The sequence below is a fragment of the Pseudomonas sp. S49 genome, from assembly GCF_009866785.1.
Lineage (GTDB): Bacteria > Pseudomonadota > Gammaproteobacteria > Pseudomonadales > Pseudomonadaceae > Aquipseudomonas.
The window spans coordinates 1,824,164-1,842,326 of sequence record NZ_CP019432.1 but is presented as its reverse complement, the minus strand read 5'-3'; the positions used below and the strand labels follow the sequence as shown (position 1 = coordinate 1,842,326).

Sequence of the window (18,163 nt, the reverse complement as noted above, 5' to 3'; positions counted from 1 at the left end):
GATACTCATCCTTTGCCTCAGCGGCAATTATTCGGTCAGCCGACGCAATTGCTCGACCACGTAATCCTGTTGTTCATCGCTCAACAGCGGAAACAGCGGCAGGCTGATCGCCTCGGCGTAATAACGCTCGGCTTCGGGGAAATCGCCCTCGGCGAAACCCAGGTCGCGATAGTACGGCTGCAAGTGCACGGGAATGTAATGCAGATTCACGCCAACACCGGCAGCACGCAAGCCTTCAAACACCTGACGGTGGCTGCGGCTGATGCGATCCGTCTGCAAGCGAATGACATACAGATGCCAAGCCGAATCCGCCTCCGGCTGGAGACTGGGCAACGTCACCGGCAAATACGTCAGCAGGCGATCATAACGCGCGGCCAGTTCGCGGCGCCGGGCGATGAATTCGTCCAGTTTGCCCAGTTGCGACAAGCCCAGCGCGGCTTGCAGATCGGTGATCCGGTAATTGAAGCCCAGCTCGATCTGCTGGTAGTACCACGGGCCGTGGCTCGATTCAGTCATCTGCTGCGGATCGCGGGTCATGCCGTGGCTGCGTAAACGTTGCAGGCGCTCGGCCAGTTGCGGGCGGCTGGTCAACACCATGCCACCCTCGGCGCTGGTGATGATTTTTACCGGGTGAAAACTGAATACAGTCATCGCCGCAAATTCGCCGCAACCGACCGGGCGTCCGGCATAGCACGCACCGACCGCGTGAGACGCATCTTCGATCACGGTGAAGTTGTAGCGCTCGGCCAGTTCGGCAATCTTGCGCATGTCGCAGCTCTGCCCGGAGAACGCCACCGCCACCAGCACTTTGGGCAAAGTGCCATCCTGCTCGGCCTGATCGAGTTTTGCGTCGAGGGCGAAGGCATCAAGGTTCCAGGTCAGCGGATCGATGTCGACGAAATCAACTTCGGCCCCGCAATAACGTCCACAGTTGGCCGAGGCAAGAAAGGTATTGGGCGTCGTCCACAAACGATCACCCGGCCCCAAGCCTGCGGCCAGACAGGCAATGTGCAGCGCCGCCGTGGCGTTGCACACCGCAACGGCGAAGTCTGCCTCGCAACGTTCGGCCATTGCCTGCTCGAAACGCTCGATGCTCGGCCCTTGGGTCAGCCAGTCCGACTGCAGCACTTCGACGACGGCATCGATGTCTGCCTGATCGAGGCTTTGCCGACCGTAGGGAATCATACCGAGAGCTTCGCGTGCAGATCGGCGATCTGGCCGACCGAGAGAAAATGCGGGTTGGTGTCGGAGCGATACTCGAAATCTTCGCTGACGACACGCCCCTGCTCACCGAGTCTGTCGACGGCGAAATCGACATCGACACTGGTAAAGCGAATCGACGGCTGGATGGTGTAGTGATCTTCGAACTCAAGGGTCATCCGCGCATCGTCCAGCGGCACCATCAACTCATGGAGCTTTTCACCGGGTCGAATGCCGACGTTCTTGTGCGGCAGATGTTCGGCCATGCCGCGCGCCAGATCGACGATGCGGATCGACGGGATCTTCGGCACGAACACTTCGCCGCCGTGCATGCGCGCAAAGCTGTCGAGGACAAATTGCACGCCGTGGTCGAGGGTGATCCAGAACCGCGTCATGCGCTCGTCGGTGATCGGCAACTCCTGAGCACCGTCGGCGATCAGCTGGCTGAAGAACGGCACCACCGAGCCACGCGAGCCGGCCACGTTGCCGTAGCGCACCACAGCAAAACGGGTTTCCTGCTCGCCGGCAATATTGTTGGCGGCGACAAACAATTTGTCCGAAAGCAACTTGGTCGCGCCGTACAGATTGATCGGGCTGGCCGCCTTGTCGGTGGACAGCGCGACAACTTTTTTCACGCCGTTATCGATGGCGGCGGCGATGATGTTCTCCGCGCCGTTGACGTTGGTGCGGATGCATTCGGTCGGGTTGTATTCCGCCGCCGGCACTTGCTTCAACGCTGCGGCATGCACCACGTAGTCGATGCCGCGCATGGCCTGGCGCAGACGATCGGCGTCACGCACATCACCAATGAAGTAACGCATGCACGGCGCGTTGAACGTCTGCTGCATTTCATACTGCTTCAGCTCGTCACGGGAGAACACCACCACGCGCTTGGGCTGGTATTGCTCGAGCAGTCGGGCGATGAATTTGCGCCCGAACGAACCGGTGCCGCCGGAGATGAAGATTGATTTACCGTTGAACATGTACTGATTCCTCTTCCCTGTCCGGCAGGCTTAAGCAAGCAACTGTGGCCAGTCCAGCGCAGCGCTGGCATTGAGCGCGAAACCTTTGCCGTCCAGACTCAGGTTGGCGTTGTAGGCCTGATCCTGGGCGAAAGCGGCTGCCCATTTTTCCTTCAGGGCCGCGAGCGCTTTCGGTGCCTGCGGCAACGCGCCCTGATGGATGACCTGCACCGCTGGCGTCCAGACTGTCAGATAACCGGCCTGAGCCGCGCTCAGGCACAGATCGACGTCGCTGAAGCCGTCGTTGAAGGTGCTGTCGTCGAGACCGCCCAGTGCGTCGAACAGATCTTTGCGCACCATCAGGCAGACGCTCGATACCGCCGAATAATTCTGTTCTACCGCCAGGCGATGCAGATAACCGTCGGCATCGTGTTTTTCGCCGACGAAGGCCGAACCGACACCACCGTTCATGCCCAGGATCAGACCGGCCTGGCTGATCTTGCGATCACGGTCGATCAGTTTCGGGCCGACCACCCCGACTTCCGGGCGCAGGGCATGATTGAGCAGAGAATCGAGCCAGTTCGGATTGACCACTTCGGCATCGGCGGCCAACAACACCAGATACTCGCCCCGCACCTGGCGGCTGGCCGCGTTGTACAAGGCCGTTTCGCTCAATGCCCGATCGGTACGCAGCACCTGGACTTTCGAATGCTGATAAGTGCCAAGCCAGTCATTGACCTCAGCCACCTGATCCGCCGTGGCGGCGATCAGCACTTCATATTGGTGATAACGGGTGCGCAGCAGCACACCTTCGACGCAGCGTTGCAGCACGGCCAGATCATCACCCGCCGGAATAATGATCGACACCAGCGGGCGTTCACTGTGGTGGTAGTCGATCTGATAAACCCCCGGTACCGCCGAAGTGACCTTGGCTTTGTAGCCGCGATTACCCAAATGACGCAGCAGCGCGAGACGCTCGTCAGGGTTCTCGACCAGCTTCGGCGCCTCGGTAATCAGCAACGGCTCATCGAGGTGAGCCAGGCTGTTGAGACCATGCTCTTCAATGAGGCGCAACAGCACATCGAGTTCCAGCGCCTTGTTGAAATCGGCGCGGTAGCCGCCGACCTCCACCAGCGCATCGCGGCGCACCAGCCAGTGCCGCGCCATCAAGGATGGCAGGCTGAGCAACAAGTCAAGATTGAAGCCCGGACGGAACACGTCCAGCAGTGCTCCGTTTTCCTGGCGCTGGATTTCGTCTGTGGACACCGCACGGCAATCGCCGGCGTTCATCAGCTCCAGACTGGCGCGCAACAGGCCGCTGGCGGTGAACTCATCGCCGGCCTCAGCCAACAGCAGCCAGTCGCACGGCGACTGACGCGCACTCTGATTGAGCTTGTCGACCAGATTGCCCGGTGTCACCCGAACAAAGTGCAAGGTGTTCTGCGCGGTGGTGGCGGCCGGCGCTTCGCCGGTGGTGAACACGACAATCCGGAAGGCCTTGCACTGCCCTTCCAGCAAACTGTCGAGAGAGACCTGGAGCTTGTCGATATCGTCGTCCAGATCCAGCAGGAAAATGCCGAACTGCGGGCCACCGCCATTCTGCGCCAGATGTTGGCTGATCGCCTCGACCTGCTGCCCGCCGGGCTGGCGCGCAGCCAGCCACTTGAGCAAGCGACCGGACTGCATCTTGTCCATGACCGCATGATGATCTTCAACGGTCAACGCTTCGAGACGCTCGATCCATGCCTGCATGTCTTGCGCTTCTTGAGCTTCGCCCATCGACGCCAGTTGAGCGGCGAGACGTTTGACCACCGTGCGATTGAACGCATTCAGGTCATGGGCCTGCCACAAACGATCAAGCACGCTTTCCGGTGTGTCATTGTTGCGCGTCTGAAGCAAATGCGCCTGACGGGTCCAGATACCCTCAAGTCCTTCCAGTTGAATACGCCCCGCCGGCATGGCGTGCAGCATGAATTCGAACTGCGCCAAGCGGTCGAAGAACGCCTCGTTGTAGAACGGCATTTCGACGTACTGCAACGGCCCGAACCGGCGATCCGGATACTTGAGTTCCTGATTCCAGGTGGACTGGATGATCAGTTCCGCCGTCAGCGCCCGACCCGATTGCAGGCTGTCAACCATCGCTTCGAAACTTTGCAGGGCGAACGCCTTGCCCTGCTCGGTATCAAGACCCTTGATTTCGGTCGGCAACGCGGCGAGGAACTCTGCAAACGCTTCACGCTCGGCCACGGATTTGGCGTCGACGTAGGTCAGCGAGTGATACACCTCTGTACTGTGTTCGGAGGCACCATAGTTGATCTCACGCACCACATACGGTATCGGCAGAATTCGCGCCTTGGCACTGGCCAACAGGTAATACACGTGACCGATTTCCTGCCACTGGAAATTGGTGCCCGGCGGCAACGCCGAATGCCAGCTCTTCATCAGATCAGTACGGGTTACCGCATAAAACGGCGGAATGTACTGGCTCATGTAATCGACGACCCGATCCTGAGCCTTGTCGGCACAGTAGTCTTCCTGGACCTTCTTGTCGCGACGGTAGTAGCTGACGCCACCGGCCAACGCCAGGTACATCAGGCAATAGCCGTGACACATGCCGTAATCCGGATTGGCGTGCAGGAAACCCACGGACTCGGCCAGCGAATCGTGCAGGATGAAATCGTCATCGGCCGCCAGCACCATGTACGGCGTGGTCAGTTGCTCCACACCATAGGCCAGTTTGGCCTGCATGCCCCAATAAGCGAATTGCGGCACATGGTGATAATCGACGCTGGAAAAATCGCCTTCGGGACGTTCCGATGTGGAGTCCAGCACCATGACTTTGCAGGGCAAGCTGCTGTAATACTTCACCGCCCGGCGCAGAAACGCCGGCCGATTGTGAGTAATCAGCACCACCGTCAACAGATCGTTGAGCGGTAGCGTCAGTTCAGAACTGTACTTGCCTTGCATAACTTCTCTCCACAACCGGCGACTCGCCGAGATAACGCTTTGGGGATGTTGCGAATTAACGGACGCGACGCAGATAGCCGTCCGGCGCCACGGTGATCAGCAGCTTGTTCTGCAACTGCTGGTCGATCTCGAAATCCTGATTCTCTTCCAGGTATTTCCACACAGCGGTTTTCGGGTTGTCGCCCGGGCCCCATGGACGATCCGGGAAGAAATCGGCCGGCATGTCTTCAACCACGGTGTCCATGACCACGCAGTAGCTGTCGACCGACACCAGTGGAGCGTACAGACGCAGCTCTTCGAGGACGTGATCGTGGGTGTGGTTGGAGTCGAGCACCAGAATGACTTTCTTGCCTTTGGCCGCAGCCTGCACCTGGGCGGCAATGCCGGCGTCGATGCTCGAACCTTCGATCATCTTGATGCGCTTGGCCATCGGGTGGCTTTCGATCGCCTCGCGGTTGTGCGGGCGAATGTCGAGGTCGATGCCCAGCACTTCGCCGTGGCCTTGCAGTTCCAGCAAAGAGGCGTAGTAGATGATCGAACCGCCGTGGGCGATGCCGCACTCGATGACCAGATCCGGTTTGACCTGCCAGATGATCTCTTGCATGGCCATCATGTCTTGTGGCAACTGGATGATCGGACGGCCCATCCACGAGAAGTGGTAGCTGTATTTGTGCTTGGCCGATTCATTGAAGAAATCGCGGGCCAGACCGGTGAGTTTCTGGTCGTCACCCTGCTGGGCAATCTGTTCCCGGCACTCGGCTTCGAAGGCTTGGTTGATGCTGTTGTCGGTCATTTTAATAATCTCAAGGGTCACTGAAACGAAGCGCTGTCGACGGCGTGATAGACGTAGCGTCCACCGGTCATCCGCTTGATCTCTTCGAGGTAATTGGAATTCATCACAAACAGGTTGGCGCCTTCGGGTAACGCGTCCATCGCCTCTTGCGGTGAAGAAACGCGGGCACCGCTCAGCGGCAGATAACGCCCCTGCTTGGCCGGGTTGATATCCACCACGCGATCCACTGCGACACCTGCGCGTTGCAGGAACAGCGAATAGATCACGCCTTTGGACGAGGCGCCCCAGATCGCGGACCCCTGCTCGGGGGCGGACTGAATGATCTGCACGGCGCGATCGAGGCTGGCGGTGAAACCGTCAGGCAGCGTCAGGCGCGGCACCGGTTGTTCCGGGGTCAGGCGCAACGTCGCAAGGTCAGCGACGATGTACAGATATTGGCCACCGAACAGGTGCCCGGCTTCGTGCACCGTGCCGAACATCCGCCGCAGGTCATCGAGGCGGAAATAATTGACGTGTTCGTAGAACAGGTCGAACCAGGCTTTGTGCTCGAGAATCCAGTCGAAGCACGGCACTTCGATGTAGATCTGCCCGCCCTGATTGGCATTGGCGATTTCGGCGAGGAAGCTCACCGGATCCTGAATATGTTCCAGCACATGGCGCAGCACGATGGCGTCTGCGGCGAGCCCGAGACCACGGGTGAACGGCGCCTTGATCACGTCGGCGTTTTCGCCTTCGTAAGCCGGATCGATGCCGGTGATCGCATAACCGAGGCCCTTGAGCAACTCAAGAAAGTAGCCCTTGCCGCAGCCGACTTCGATCAGTTCCTGACCCTTGAAGTGCTTGGCGATGATGCCTTCGACGTCACTCAAATGCTTCTGGAACTGGCCGGAATGCGCCTGCTCGTTCTGGTAATCGGCGTCGTAGCTGAGCTTGTCGGCGTCGAACGCGGCGTTGTAGATCAAACCGCTGCGCTCGTCCTGCACCAACAGCATGTCGGCACTGGCCGAGGCCTGTGCCGATGCGGCATCGGCAAAGGTGCGGTTCTGCAGCACCGGCAGGTCGGTGACCCGATACAACTCGTGCTTCATTGCGGCTCTCCCAGTAACTGTTGCAAACGCTCGCTCACCGCCCAGAACGCCAGCGGTTCGTGGGTTGGGTATGGGTAGTGGCCGAGGTTCAGATGCAGCGACACGTCGCGTTCGCGCAGGCGTTGTTCGACCAACGCACGCACGGACACCGGTTGGCCGCTGGCGCAATTGATCACGCCGTTGAAGTCGGTTTTTTGCAGGATCGCGGCGAGGTAACCGGCAGCGCGTTCAATCGGCAGAAAATCGCGCAACTGCTCACCGGCGGACATGTTGAACGACGCTTCACCGGCATCGATCGCCCGGTCCAGTGCGGCCAACAGACTGTTGGGGTTTTGCCCTTCGCCATGCAGATAGAACAGGCGCGTCCACTGCAAAGTAAACGGATGCTCCTGCTGCAGATTTTGCAAAAACAGGTGCAGCGTGTGCTTGGCCAGACCGTAAGGATTGCTCGGCTGAGGCTCGGTGCTTTCGCTGAGTGGCCCGCTCTGCATGCCGTATTCAAAACAGGTGCCGGTCACCAGAACCTGCTGCACGCCCGCCTCGACCGCGCTTTTGATAAAGCGGTAATCGGCCATCAGGTTGTGTTCGAAATGGAACAGCGCCCGGTAGTTCGGCAAGCCCGGCCAGGCCAGATGCGCCAGCGCGTCGATGCCATCGGTCAACGCGTGGATATCGAGATCGGCGGCGTGAATATCCGCTGCGATGAACTCGACGTCGTTGATCCACGGCATGCCTTGCGCGGTTTCCGCATTACGCGCCGCGGCGCGAACATCGCAGCCGCGTGCAAGCAATGCTGCGACCAGATGCCGACCGACAAACCCTGTGGCGCCAGTGACCAGAACCTTCACAGCACTTTCAACTCAGGCACGGCGATCACGAAGCGGCCGTCCCACTGACGCACTTGCGCCAGTTGCTGGCTGACTTCGTGCAGCAGGTTCCACGGCAGCACCAGCACGTAATCCGGTCTTTCGAGATCAATCTGCGCCGGCGCCACAATCGGAATGCGGCTACCCGGCAGGAACTTGCCCTGCTTGTGCGGATTGGCATCGGCGACCCAGGCCAGCAGGTCCGGTTTGACCCCGGCGTAATTGAGCAAGGTGTTGCCTTTGGCCGCCGCGCCATAACCGACCACACGTTTACCGTCAGCCTTGGCCTGCAACAGGAAACGCAACAGTTCATGCTTGATGCGTTCAGCGGCAGGCGCGAGGGTCGCGTAGTACTCGGCGGTTTTTACCCCGGCATCCAGTTCGGCTTGCAACTGTTGTTGCACCGCAGGTTGAACCGCGCGGCGCTGGCCGTCCTTGCGCTGCACGAACACGCGCAGCGAACCGCCGTGGGTGGTCAGTTGGCTGACGTCGAACACTTCCAGACCATTGCGCTCGCACAGGGTCTGCACGGCGGTCAGCGACAGATAGGAATAGTGCTCGTGATACAGCGTGTCGAACTGCGCGCCCGCCATCAGCGTCAGCAGTTGCGGGAATTCGAAGGTGGCCACGCCGGTTGGCTTGAGCAGCGTCGCGAAGCCGCCGAGGAAATCGTTGATATCCGGCACATGCGCGAGCACGTTGTTGGCCGCCATCAGGTCGGCGCCCCAGCCTTCGGCTTGCAACTGCGCAGCTGTGTCGCGACCGAAGAACAGTTCACGAATTTCGAGGCCTTTTTCCCGAGCCGCTTGCGCGGTGCTGCGCGTTGGTTCAACACCGAGGCACGGAATGCCGCGACCGGCCACGTACTGCAGCAAGTAACCGTCGTTGGCGGCGATTTCCACCACGCGGCTGTCAGCGCTCAGGCCGAAGCGCTCAACCATCTCGGCGACATAACGCTCGGCATGGGCCAGCCAGGTGCTGGAGAACGAACTGAAGTAGGCGTACTCGGCATCGAACAAGCTGTCGGCGCGGGTGTAATCCTCGGTCTGTACCAGCCAGCATTGCTGGCACACGGCGACCTTCAACGGCACCCATTGCTCGGCCTGTTCCAGGCGATCGGCGTGCACGTAGGCGTTGGACGGTGGCGAGGTGCCGAGGTCGATCAGCGGCAGGCTCAGCGGTGCGGCGCACCCACGGCAGTTCATAGACGCACTCCAGCAAAGTGTTGATCGAGCGCGGGATGGCTGGAATCACGCGCTGACAAATTATTGACAGGCAACGGCCAGGCAATCGCCAGCCGTGAATCGTTCACCGATAGACCGCCCTCGTGTTCCGGCGCGTAATCGGCGCTATGCAGATAGAGCAACTCGGCATCTTCACTGAGCGTCTGGAAACCGTGGGCGAAGCCAGCCGGGATTAACAAGCTGCGGCCATCACCGGCCTTCAGATGCTCGGCGTGCCAGTGCAGAAACGTTTCGGAATCCGGACGCAGGTCCACCGCCACGTCCCACACTTCACCGCGCAGGCAGGTGATCAATTTGGCTTCCGGCGCGTTGGCGTTCTGATAATGCAGACCGCGCACACTGCCCTTCTCGCGGGTGCAGGAATGGTTGATCTGACGGATATGGAATTCACTGCCGAACGCACTCAGGCTGCCTTCGCAAAACAGCCGTGCGAAGTGCCCGCGCTGATCTTCGAAACGTTTGTGCTGGACGCTGAACAATCCGGCCAGCGGCAACGCTTTCAGAGAAAACTCACTCACAGCGCGCCTCGATACAGGTTCAATTGGCCGAGGGTGACGCTGCGCATGTCATCGCCGTTCTGCCAGGCCAGGTGCCAGTCGAGGGTCTGGGTCAGGCACTGCTGCAAGGTCCAGCGCGGCTGCCAGCCGAGTACCTGGCGGGCGCAGCTGCTGTCCAGACGCAGCAGGCCGGCCTCGTGCAGTTCGCTTTTTTCGATGCGCAGACCGCGCGCCTGCGGCCAGCGGCTGGCGAGCAATTCGACGACTTCGCCAACGCTGCACATGTCCGCTTCGCCCGGGCCGAAGTTCCACGCCCCGGCATATTCCGGCCCTTGTTCGTAGAGGCCGGCGGCCAGTTGCAGGTAACCGGCCAACGGCTCCAGCGCGTGCTGCCACGGACGTACGGCTTGCGGATAGCGCAGGGTCACCGGCTCGTCGGCCGTCCAGGCTTTGAGCACGTCGGGAATCAGTCGCTCAGGGGCAAAATCACCGCCGCCGAGGACGTTACCGGCACGCGCAGTGGCCAAGGCCAGACCGTGTTCAGCGTACTTGTCGGCCGGGAAGAACGACGCGGCATAGGATTGCGCGAGCAGTTCACAGCAGGCCTTGCTGCTGCTGTAAGGATCGTGGCCACCGAGGGCTTCGTCTTCGCGGTACGGCCAGAGCCATTCCTTGTTGGCGTAGACCTTGTCGGTGGTCACCAGCACACAGGCGCGCACGCAACCGACCTGACGAATCGCTTCGAGCAGGTTCAGCGTGCCCATGACGTTGCTGGAGTAAGTGCCGAGCGGATCGCGATAGCCTTCGCGCACCAGCGGCTGAGCGGCCAGGTGCAGCACGATCTCCGGCTCGGTTTCGGCGATGATTTCCAGCAAGGCGCCCAGATCACGCAAATCACCGCGCTGATCGTTGATGCCTTCGTGCACCCGCGCCAGCTCGAACAGGCTCGGCTCGGTCGACGGCTCAAGGGAAAAGCCGCTGACTTGCGCGCCGAGGCTTTGCAGCCACAGGGTCAGCCAACTGCCTTTGAAACCGGTATGTCCGGTGACGAGAACGCGTTTGCCGCGCCAGAAGTCCGCACTCAGGCCCATTGCTTCCATGGGGCCTCCCCGCTCTGCCACAGCGCTTCGAGATGGTTCTTGTCGCGCAGGGTGTCCATCGGGTGCCAGAAGCCTTCGTGCTCAAAGGCTTTCAACTGTTCGTCGGCCGCCAGACGCGCCAGCGGCTCGGCTTCCCAAGTGGTAGCGTCATCGGCGATGTACGGCAGCACTTTTGGCGAGAGCACGAAGAAGCCACCATTGATCCAGCCACCGTCACCACGAGGTTTTTCGGTAAAACCCAGCACTTGATCGCCTTGACGCTCAAGCGCGCCGTAACGACCCGGCGGTTGCACAGCGGTGACGGTCGCCAGACGACCGTGGGCTTTGTGGTAATCCACAAGCTGAGCGATGTTGATGTCGGAAACGCCATCGCCGTAGGTGAAGCAGAACGCCTCTTCATCTTTCAGATAACGGCCGGCCCGCAGCAGCCGGCCACCGGTCATGGTTTCCTCACCGGTGTCGATGAGCGTGACGCTCCACGGCTCGCTGTAATTCTGGTGCACATCCATGCGGTTCTCGCGCATGTTGAAGGTGACGTCGGAGGTGTGCAGGAAGTAGTTGGCGAAGAAGTCCTTGATCGCATAGCCCTTGTAGCCGAGGCAGATCACGAAGTCATGAATCCCGTGGGCGGAATACTGCTTCATGATGTGCCAGAGAATTGGCTTGCCGCCGATCTCGATCATCGGCTTGGGCTTGAGGTGCGACTCTTCACTGATGCGCGTGCCGAGGCCACCCGCCAAAATAACTGCCTTCATCGTCTCCCCTCTTGTTCTTCACCGGGCTGCGCGCCGCTTTCTTGAGCTTTGCGGGCCTTCTGGCTAAACCTTTTGCCGATCCGTGCGCCGCTGGAGTGACCGCGAGCGCTCGTTTTATGGCGATTTACAGGGGACTTGCAGGAAACGCGCCAGCTCCACAAGCCCCTCACCCTAACCCTCTCCCAAAGGGAGAGGGGACTGACCGAGGAGTTCGGGAGAAGTACGCCGACGTGCGATACCGAGTCGAACTCAAGCGTTGAAAAGCCCAAAAATCGGCTCCTCGACCTCCGGGAGAGGGCTGGGGCAAGGGCAAATCCACCACAAACCCAAAGCCGATCACGCCGCGCTCCTCACCACTCAATAGGCCGAGTGTCAGCTCGCCTGCTCTTGATCTTGACCCACGGGCGACGTCGGAAGGCTGAGTGGAGGGATTGATCCGGGCGTGGGAGCGCAGCGACCGTTTGGCGCAGCCAAACACAGCGAGAGGAGGTGCAGCGAAGCAAACCGTAGGCGCTGCGCCCGGATCGATCCCGGAGCGAAGGAACCCCGAGCCCCAGCGAGCGGGCCGCACGCAGGAGCAAGCCTTTTTGGTTACTTTTTCGGCGTCTGGAAAAAGTGACCCGCCGTAAGGGCGGAACCCTGACCAGCAACACCCGCAGCAACGGATACCCCCCCCCCCAAGAGCATGGTCGGCCCAAAGGCCGCCAAGCCCCAGACAAAAAAAGGGATGAACCCAAAGATTCATCCCGTTCCACAAGCCAGATCAACAATGCAAACGACTACCCAAACATGGCAAACCCATCACCACTAACCGGCACCTCAAAAACCTGACCATCGGCAGTCTGAAGGTGCTCGATGTTGTTGAACCCGGCGTACCAACCCGCCAGTTTCACGCCGTTGTCCGGCACACCAGTGCTGCCGTCATTGGCACTGTGCAGATAAGCGTCATCACCGATGCGGGTGACGTTCAACTGGCTGGCGTTGGCGATCGTGTTGAGGATCAGGGTGTCGTTCAGATCCCAGCCCTCATCCTGAATCGTCACCAGCCCGGTGGTGTTGACCACGTAGGTGTCATCGCCCTGACCGCCATACGCACTGCCGCCGGAATTCGACTGACCGGCAAGGTTAAGAATCAACACATCATTGCCCCTATCGCCCTGCAGCATGTAGTCGCTGCCAGTGCCGGTGAGCACGTCATTACCCTCGCCGCCGAAAGCAAACCCTCGCCCCAGCGTGATGCTGTCATTGCCATCGTCACCACTGGCCCAGGTGAACAGATCATTGACGGCACCAACGATAACGTCATCACCGGCGCCACCCGACAGGCTGTCGGACTGACCGGCGACATCGAGACCGGAGGCCAGGCCACCATAGAGGTGATCGTTGCCATCGCCACCCTGAATCTGGTCGTCGCCCGCGCCGCCTTCAAGAATGTTATCGCCCCAGTCGCCCTCAAGAACGTCATTGAACTGGCTACCACGCAAGCCTTCGATATCGATGTAAACATCGTGGAACGCAATACCACTCTGCACGCCCCATTTCAGCGAAGCGCTCAAGCCTTCGCTACTGTCGTCATAGCTGACGATATCGATACCAGCGCCACCCTCAAAGTTATCGGCACCCGCACCGCCCAACAGCACATCATTGCCGGCGCCGGCGACGATGGTGTTGTTCTCGTCATTGCCGTAGCCAACGAAGTCAGCGCTGCCGGTATAGGTCAGGTTTTCAACGAACGCACTCAGTCTCAACTCGGACAGGCTGGTGAACACGTGATCGGTACCGCCCATGTAGCCTTCGATTTCCTCGATGGTCACGCCGGCGCTGTTGATCGTGTAGACATCGTCACCGCCACCGCCAGCGACGACCACACCACTGGTGTTCACGGTGAAGTGGTCGGCATCGGTGGAACCAATAACCTCTTCCACATTCATCAGTGTGTCGCCCGCCGCATTGACACCGCCGCCGATCAAAACATTGACCGGATCGAAAGCGTAGCGATAACTCACGGTGTCATGGCCGTCACTACCATCGATGCTCATAAAGTCTTTGTGACGATAAATCACATCATCGAAGCCCGAACCCTGCAACGCTTCAATGCCGGTGAAGGTGTCACCGTAGGCAATGGTCAGCCCGTCAAAGTTGGCAAAGTCTTCGACTCTCACGCCCTCAAGGCTGTCGCTGTAGCTGACCGTATCGTAGCCATCACCACCAACGAAGTGATCGGCACCATCCCCGCCCCACAGCCAGTCGTTACCGGCACCGCCAATGATTTCGTTGTCACTGGCATTGCCGTAAGCCTTGAAATCGCCGGTGCCGGTGAAGGTCAGCTTTTCAATGAACGGGTCCATCTTGAAGGTGTTGAGGCTGGTGCGCAGTTCGTCAAAACCCCCGTTGTCTTCCTCGACAATTGTCACATCCTCACTGTCGACGATGTACAGATCATCCCCGACGCTACCCTCGAACGTCACACCGCCGACCGAACTGGTAAACGTATCGTTGTGGAACGTACCGAAGACTTTCTCGACACCGATGAGGGTGTCGACCTTGCCTTCAGCCCCTGCGACAGTCGTGGCATCTTTGCCGAACTCGACACTGACACCCGACGACATCGCGTAATAGGTCGCCGTGTCGAACCCTTCTCCGCCATCCAGCACATCAGAACCTGCACTGCCGATCAGTACATCATCCGACTCCAGTCCATAGAGTTCGTCATTATCGTCGGTGCCCAAGAGGACATCCGCTTCACTCGTTCCATTCACTACTGACATTTGCGTCTTCCTTGCGTTGTTGTTGAAAGCGGTTCTGTCGGCAGAGAGAGACCGTTCAAGCGTGCAATCCCTGCCTGATGGATGAACGAATAAAAAGGTATCGACTACCAGCAGGCGAAGCTTGAGCCTCGGTACAAAAATGTATCGAGAAGGATGCTAGTAAGGTTTTCAGAGCAAAAAAAAACAGGCGATTGCCAGGTCGCCTGTTTTTCCGTAGATCATGCGTGGCTCGGTCAATCGGCGAGCCAGCCATTCTCCCAGTAACGCAAGTTGTCACCGCGCAACACGTAATCGCGCATCACCACTTCGCGCAAATCATCGCCCATGCGATAGCTGGCGTCCGGGTCAGCCAGGTGCATGCGGATCGCTTGCAGCCACTCATCCGTGCTGTTGGTCTTGACCCGCGTACACGGCAGGTAGCCTTGATAGGCTTCGGTGTCGGTGCAAATCACCGGGTAACCGCAGGCGCCGTACTCCAGCAAGCGCAGATTGCTCTTGCAGTCGTTGAAGATGTGGAACTCCAGCGGTGCCAGCGCCAGGTCAAGGTTGAGGCTGGCCAGTTTCGCCGGATAGACGTCCAGCGCAATCACCCCGTGAAATTCGTGCATGTACGGCCGCAGATCATCCGGACACATGCCGAAAAACACCCAGTCGACTTCATTGGCCAGCTCACGCACGACATCGGCAATCACTGCCAGGTCGCCGTGGTGACTGGTACCGCCGCCCCAACCGACACGCGGTTTTTTCGAAGTACGACGCAGGCTGCGCAGGCCGGTCCAGAGGTTCTGGGCAAGCATGTTGGGCACGACGCGTATGTCGTGGTGCATATCCGACAGCGCATTGGCCAGTGGCTGGGTCGACACCACCACGCGATCGCACAAACCGATCGCCTGGCGCACCATGCGCTCCATCTCGTGCTTGTTGGGCATGTTGCGGATATGGGCATTACGATGCGGAACATCGATCACATAGTCATCCAGCTCGAATATTCGCCGGGCATGGCAGAACTTCTTCAGCGGTGGAATTTCATCGATGGCACCTTGCGAGTAGCGCCCTTGCAAGACGATGACGTCCGGCGACTGACGCTCGATTTCAATGAGCGACGGCAAGCCGTAACGAATACACCCTTCGGCGCGGTTGGCCGCTTCCAGCTCGATCAGCGGCTGACTCATGCGGTAGTGGCCAATCGCAGAAGCGTTGATTGGCACCGCGAGTACGTTGGGCAGTTGCGGGCGGGAAAACGCCGTCCAACCGGTGCGCAGGCCCGGCTCCAGACTGAAGCTCGTTGCACCGATACCCTGCAATGACAAGTTGACGTTGAACGCCGGATCACGGGCAATGCGCGGCAACCAGCGTTTGTAGAAGGTCTCCTGCTCGTGCATGTGCTGCTGGCCTTCTTCGGCGGTCGCCCCGACGGTTGGCCGCGCGCCCTGAGCCAGCAAGGCATAGGGCGTCCACACCACCAGATAACCTTCCTGACCGATGCGCAAGCACAGGTCGACGACATTCAGCGCCTGTTTCAAATCCTGCTCGTCGAGCCCTGCGACAGACTCGAAAACAGCCTTGCGTACCATCACGCAATCACCGCCGACGGCACTCAGGTCTTGGGCAGCCTGCAACCGGAACATGTAGCCGTCGGACTGCAGCGACTGCCCATAAAACGGCAACCCGACCGCCCCTTGCAGGCCGAGAATCATGCCGGCGTGCAACACGTAACCATCCGGGTTGAACAACTTGGCGCCGACCACGCCGACTTCCGGGCGCTGCGCTTGATTGAGCAGCTCGTCCAGCCAGTCGGTGTGGGTGATCACCGCGAAGGTATTGAGCAACAGCACATACTCGCCACGGGCCTGTGTCACGGCAAAGTTATGCAGGGCCGCCATGTTGTCATGCTGCGGGTAACTCAGAACGCGAATCCGCTCACCGCCCAACTGCGCCATACCATCCAGCCATGCCAGCGCCTCGGCGCTTTCACTGCCGTTGTCGACCAGCAACAGCTCGTATTCGGAGTAAGCGGTTTTCTCCAGCACGGTCTCGACACAGCGCTGCAAGGCAGCCGTCTGATCGCGAGTTACGATGATGATCGACACCCGCGGACGCCGGCCATGCTGGTAGTCGATACGATTGAGCAATTCGCAACTGCCACGGCGTATTTCGTGGGCAATCCCCAGACGTTGCAGGTGTGCTTCAATCACCCGTGGGTTTTGTTCGATCACCGCTGGTTCGGCCAGCCACCCGGACAGATCGAATGGCGACTCGAGCAAGACTTCGGCGACATGCCCGATCACCTGTGTACCGTCGCTTTCGACCATACGCCACAGCATGTCATGGGGCGCCAGTTCGGCGAACGTCGCGTCGAATCCACCGAGCACCAGGAAGCGTTCGCGCTTGAACGCCAAGGCACGCCCGACGTATGGATAACTGCGCATGAGGTCGAGGTTGAAATCCGGTTTGAAGGCGGGCTCTGCCGATTCGCCATCGCGCAGGCTGCCTTCATCGCTGTACACGCAACTCAGCGAGGGCGAATGCGCTATTCGATCAGCCATGACCAGCAAGGCCGGCACCACCAGACGATCACCGGCCTGCAACAGGTAGAACCAGTCGGCACCTTCGAGTTGCGGTAACAGAGTGTTGATCTGTGCCAACCCGTCATCCTGCAACGGCATGCGGAACACCCGCCCGTCCAGCGTCGCCTCGGTACAGTCCGCAGACAACAGCAGAATCAGCTCCGGCGGATAGTCCTGGGCTGCGAGCGCTTGCAGCGTGCGTTCAACGCCATCGCGACTGCCTTGGGCATCAATGATGATCGGCACGATTCGCGGCTGCTGCGGCCAGGCGGCCAGGGTTTCTGGCAGCAACTTGCGTTGCCCCTCGCTGAGACTGCGGCATTGCAGCCAGTGTGCATAGAGTTCGGCGAAGCTCCAGCTATCGATACCGACACACCACTCCTGGCGACTCTGCTTGGTGCCGAGCGTACGGCTGAGCGGCAGCTCCTCCCAGACTCGCGGCGACTCGTCAGCCTTGGTCAGCGGGATATAGCGCACCCAGCCCGGCGCCGGCGCGGACTCACCACTGCGAGCCTTGAGCATTTGCAGAATCCACTCGCGCTCGACCTCAACCGCATCTTTCATTGGTTGCTGTGCGCTCAGACGCTCCGGGTAGAGCCGCTCGGCACTGAGCACATTGTTGGATACCGCCAGATTGCCGCGCCGCATCAGACAGACGTACAGGGCGAAATCCAGGGTCGCGACAAAACAGTGCCCATCCTGAGTCAGAGCCGGCAACAGCTCGACGAGATCCGCACGTCGAAACAAAGCGTTGGTGAAACCGCCCAGCACATTGACCGGGAATTTTTCAAAAATGCCCAGCAGGTCGTCCCCCTTGAACAGACCGCTGTGGGGCGACAACGAGGTGTTTTCCAGGCGCGCCGGCAGGATGATGTCGTTGGCATCCCAGAACAGTCGCTGGGCCAGCACCAGGCTGACTTCTTCGCGCAACATCTCGTGCGCCTGCTGTTCGATGCAGGCCGCATAAAGGTGGTCGTCGTCACACAGGAACTTGATGAGTTCGCCCTGCGCCTGATCCAGGCACGCCTTCAGGTTGCCGACCATGCCCAGGGTGCGCGGATTGCGCACATAACGCACGGCGACGCCGGACTGCTCGGCCACGGCAATAACAATCCCTTCGATCTCGTGGCCACGACTGTCGTCACAGACAATGATTTCAAGGTGCGCGTAGGTCTGGCTGACAGCACTGTTCAATGCCCGCTCGAAGAAGCGCGGATTGAAGGCGGGAATAACGAGGCTGACAAGAGGAAGTGAATTCACGGCGGGCTCACAGGCGGTACGAGCCCGCTCGGAAAAGCGAGCCCTTGAAACCGCTAAAAAACATAACTGAGGGGCAGGCCAAACGGGCGCTTACAC

At 59.8% G+C, this 18,163-nt stretch carries 12 protein-coding genes; all 12 read right to left on the bottom strand.

Annotated features, from left to right (window positions below; genetic code table 11):
• Window positions 1-27 precede the first annotated feature (27 nt).
• Window positions 28-1,185, bottom strand: coding sequence for a UDP-4-amino-4,6-dideoxy-N-acetyl-beta-L-altrosamine transaminase (pseC, locus tag PspS49_RS08060; RefSeq protein WP_160038781.1), 1,158 nt, complete (start codon window positions 1,183-1,185; stop codon window positions 28-30).
• On the bottom strand, window positions 1,182-2,183 hold the full coding sequence (gene pseB, locus PspS49_RS08055) for a UDP-N-acetylglucosamine 4,6-dehydratase (inverting) (RefSeq protein WP_160038779.1): 1,002 nt from the start codon (window positions 2,181-2,183) through the stop codon (window positions 1,182-1,184). Before pseB ends, pseC begins: the two co-directional genes overlap by 4 nt.
• A 30-nt stretch (window positions 2,184-2,213) precedes the next feature.
• Entirely contained in the window at window positions 2,214-5,129 is a 2,916-nt protein-coding gene (locus tag PspS49_RS08050) for a TIGR00180 family glycosyltransferase (RefSeq protein WP_127926302.1), read from the bottom strand.
• A gap of 55 nt (window positions 5,130-5,184) precedes the next feature.
• Window positions 5,185-5,922 (bottom strand): cephalosporin hydroxylase family protein, encoded by a 738-nt coding sequence (locus tag PspS49_RS08045; RefSeq protein WP_093439633.1) that lies wholly within the window; start codon window positions 5,920-5,922, stop codon window positions 5,185-5,187.
• A 17-nt stretch (window positions 5,923-5,939) separates the two neighbouring features.
• Complete coding sequence (locus PspS49_RS08040) at window positions 5,940-7,010, bottom strand: class I SAM-dependent methyltransferase (RefSeq protein WP_150773763.1); 1,071 nt, start codon at window positions 7,008-7,010, stop codon at window positions 5,940-5,942.
• Entirely contained in the window at window positions 7,007-7,858 is an 852-nt protein-coding gene (locus PspS49_RS08035; protein WP_150773764.1) for an NAD(P)-dependent oxidoreductase, read from the bottom strand. Before PspS49_RS08035 ends, PspS49_RS08040 begins: the two co-directional genes overlap by 4 nt.
• Window positions 7,855-9,081 (bottom strand): class I SAM-dependent methyltransferase, encoded by a 1,227-nt coding sequence (locus PspS49_RS08030; protein ID WP_150773765.1) that lies wholly within the window; start codon window positions 9,079-9,081, stop codon window positions 7,855-7,857. The genes PspS49_RS08035 and PspS49_RS08030 overlap by 4 nt, the downstream gene beginning before the upstream one ends.
• Window positions 9,078-9,638: a dTDP-4-dehydrorhamnose 3,5-epimerase gene (gene rfbC, locus PspS49_RS08025; protein WP_150749258.1), complete on the bottom strand. Its 561-nt coding sequence runs from the start codon at window positions 9,636-9,638 to the stop codon at window positions 9,078-9,080. Before rfbC ends, PspS49_RS08030 begins: the two co-directional genes overlap by 4 nt.
• Window positions 9,635-10,717: a CDP-glucose 4,6-dehydratase gene (gene rfbG, locus PspS49_RS08020; protein ID WP_160038777.1), complete on the bottom strand. Its 1,083-nt coding sequence runs from the start codon at window positions 10,715-10,717 to the stop codon at window positions 9,635-9,637. Before rfbG ends, rfbC begins: the two co-directional genes overlap by 4 nt.
• A complete protein-coding gene (rfbF, locus tag PspS49_RS08015; protein ID WP_108226864.1) occupies window positions 10,699-11,472 on the bottom strand; it encodes a glucose-1-phosphate cytidylyltransferase in 774 nt (257 codons plus the stop codon). Before rfbF ends, rfbG begins: the two co-directional genes overlap by 19 nt.
• 779 nt (window positions 11,473-12,251) lie before the next feature.
• On the bottom strand, window positions 12,252-14,240 hold the full coding sequence (locus PspS49_RS08010) for a calcium-binding protein (protein WP_150773766.1): 1,989 nt from the start codon (window positions 14,238-14,240) through the stop codon (window positions 12,252-12,254).
• Window positions 14,241-14,473: 233 nt separating this feature from the next.
• Window positions 14,474-18,067 (bottom strand): glycosyltransferase, encoded by a 3,594-nt coding sequence (locus PspS49_RS08005; RefSeq protein WP_127926296.1) that lies wholly within the window; start codon window positions 18,065-18,067, stop codon window positions 14,474-14,476.
• Between the last annotated feature and the right edge of the window lie 96 nt (window positions 18,068-18,163).

Coding starts and splice junctions, on each gene's coding strand:
- pseC (WP_160038781.1), bottom strand. CDS start 1,185: ATGATTCCCTACGGTCGGCAAAGCCTCGATCAGGCAGACATCGATGCC.
- pseB (WP_160038779.1), bottom strand. CDS start 2,183: ATGTTCAACGGTAAATCAATCTTCATCTCCGGCGGCACCGGTTCGTTC.
- PspS49_RS08050 (WP_127926302.1), bottom strand. CDS start 5,129: ATGCAAGGCAAGTACAGTTCTGAACTGACGCTACCGCTCAACGATCTG.
- PspS49_RS08045 (WP_093439633.1), bottom strand. CDS start 5,922: ATGACCGACAACAGCATCAACCAAGCCTTCGAAGCCGAGTGCCGGGAA.
- PspS49_RS08040 (WP_150773763.1), bottom strand. CDS start 7,010: ATGAAGCACGAGTTGTATCGGGTCACCGACCTGCCGGTGCTGCAGAAC.
- PspS49_RS08030 (WP_150773765.1), bottom strand. CDS start 9,081: ATGAACTGCCGTGGGTGCGCCGCACCGCTGAGCCTGCCGCTGATCGAC.
- rfbG (WP_160038777.1), bottom strand. CDS start 10,717: ATGGAAGCAATGGGCCTGAGTGCGGACTTCTGGCGCGGCAAACGCGTT.
- rfbF (WP_108226864.1), bottom strand. CDS start 11,472: ATGAAGGCAGTTATTTTGGCGGGTGGCCTCGGCACGCGCATCAGTGAA.
- PspS49_RS08010 (WP_150773766.1), bottom strand. CDS start 14,240: ATGTCAGTAGTGAATGGAACGAGTGAAGCGGATGTCCTCTTGGGCACC.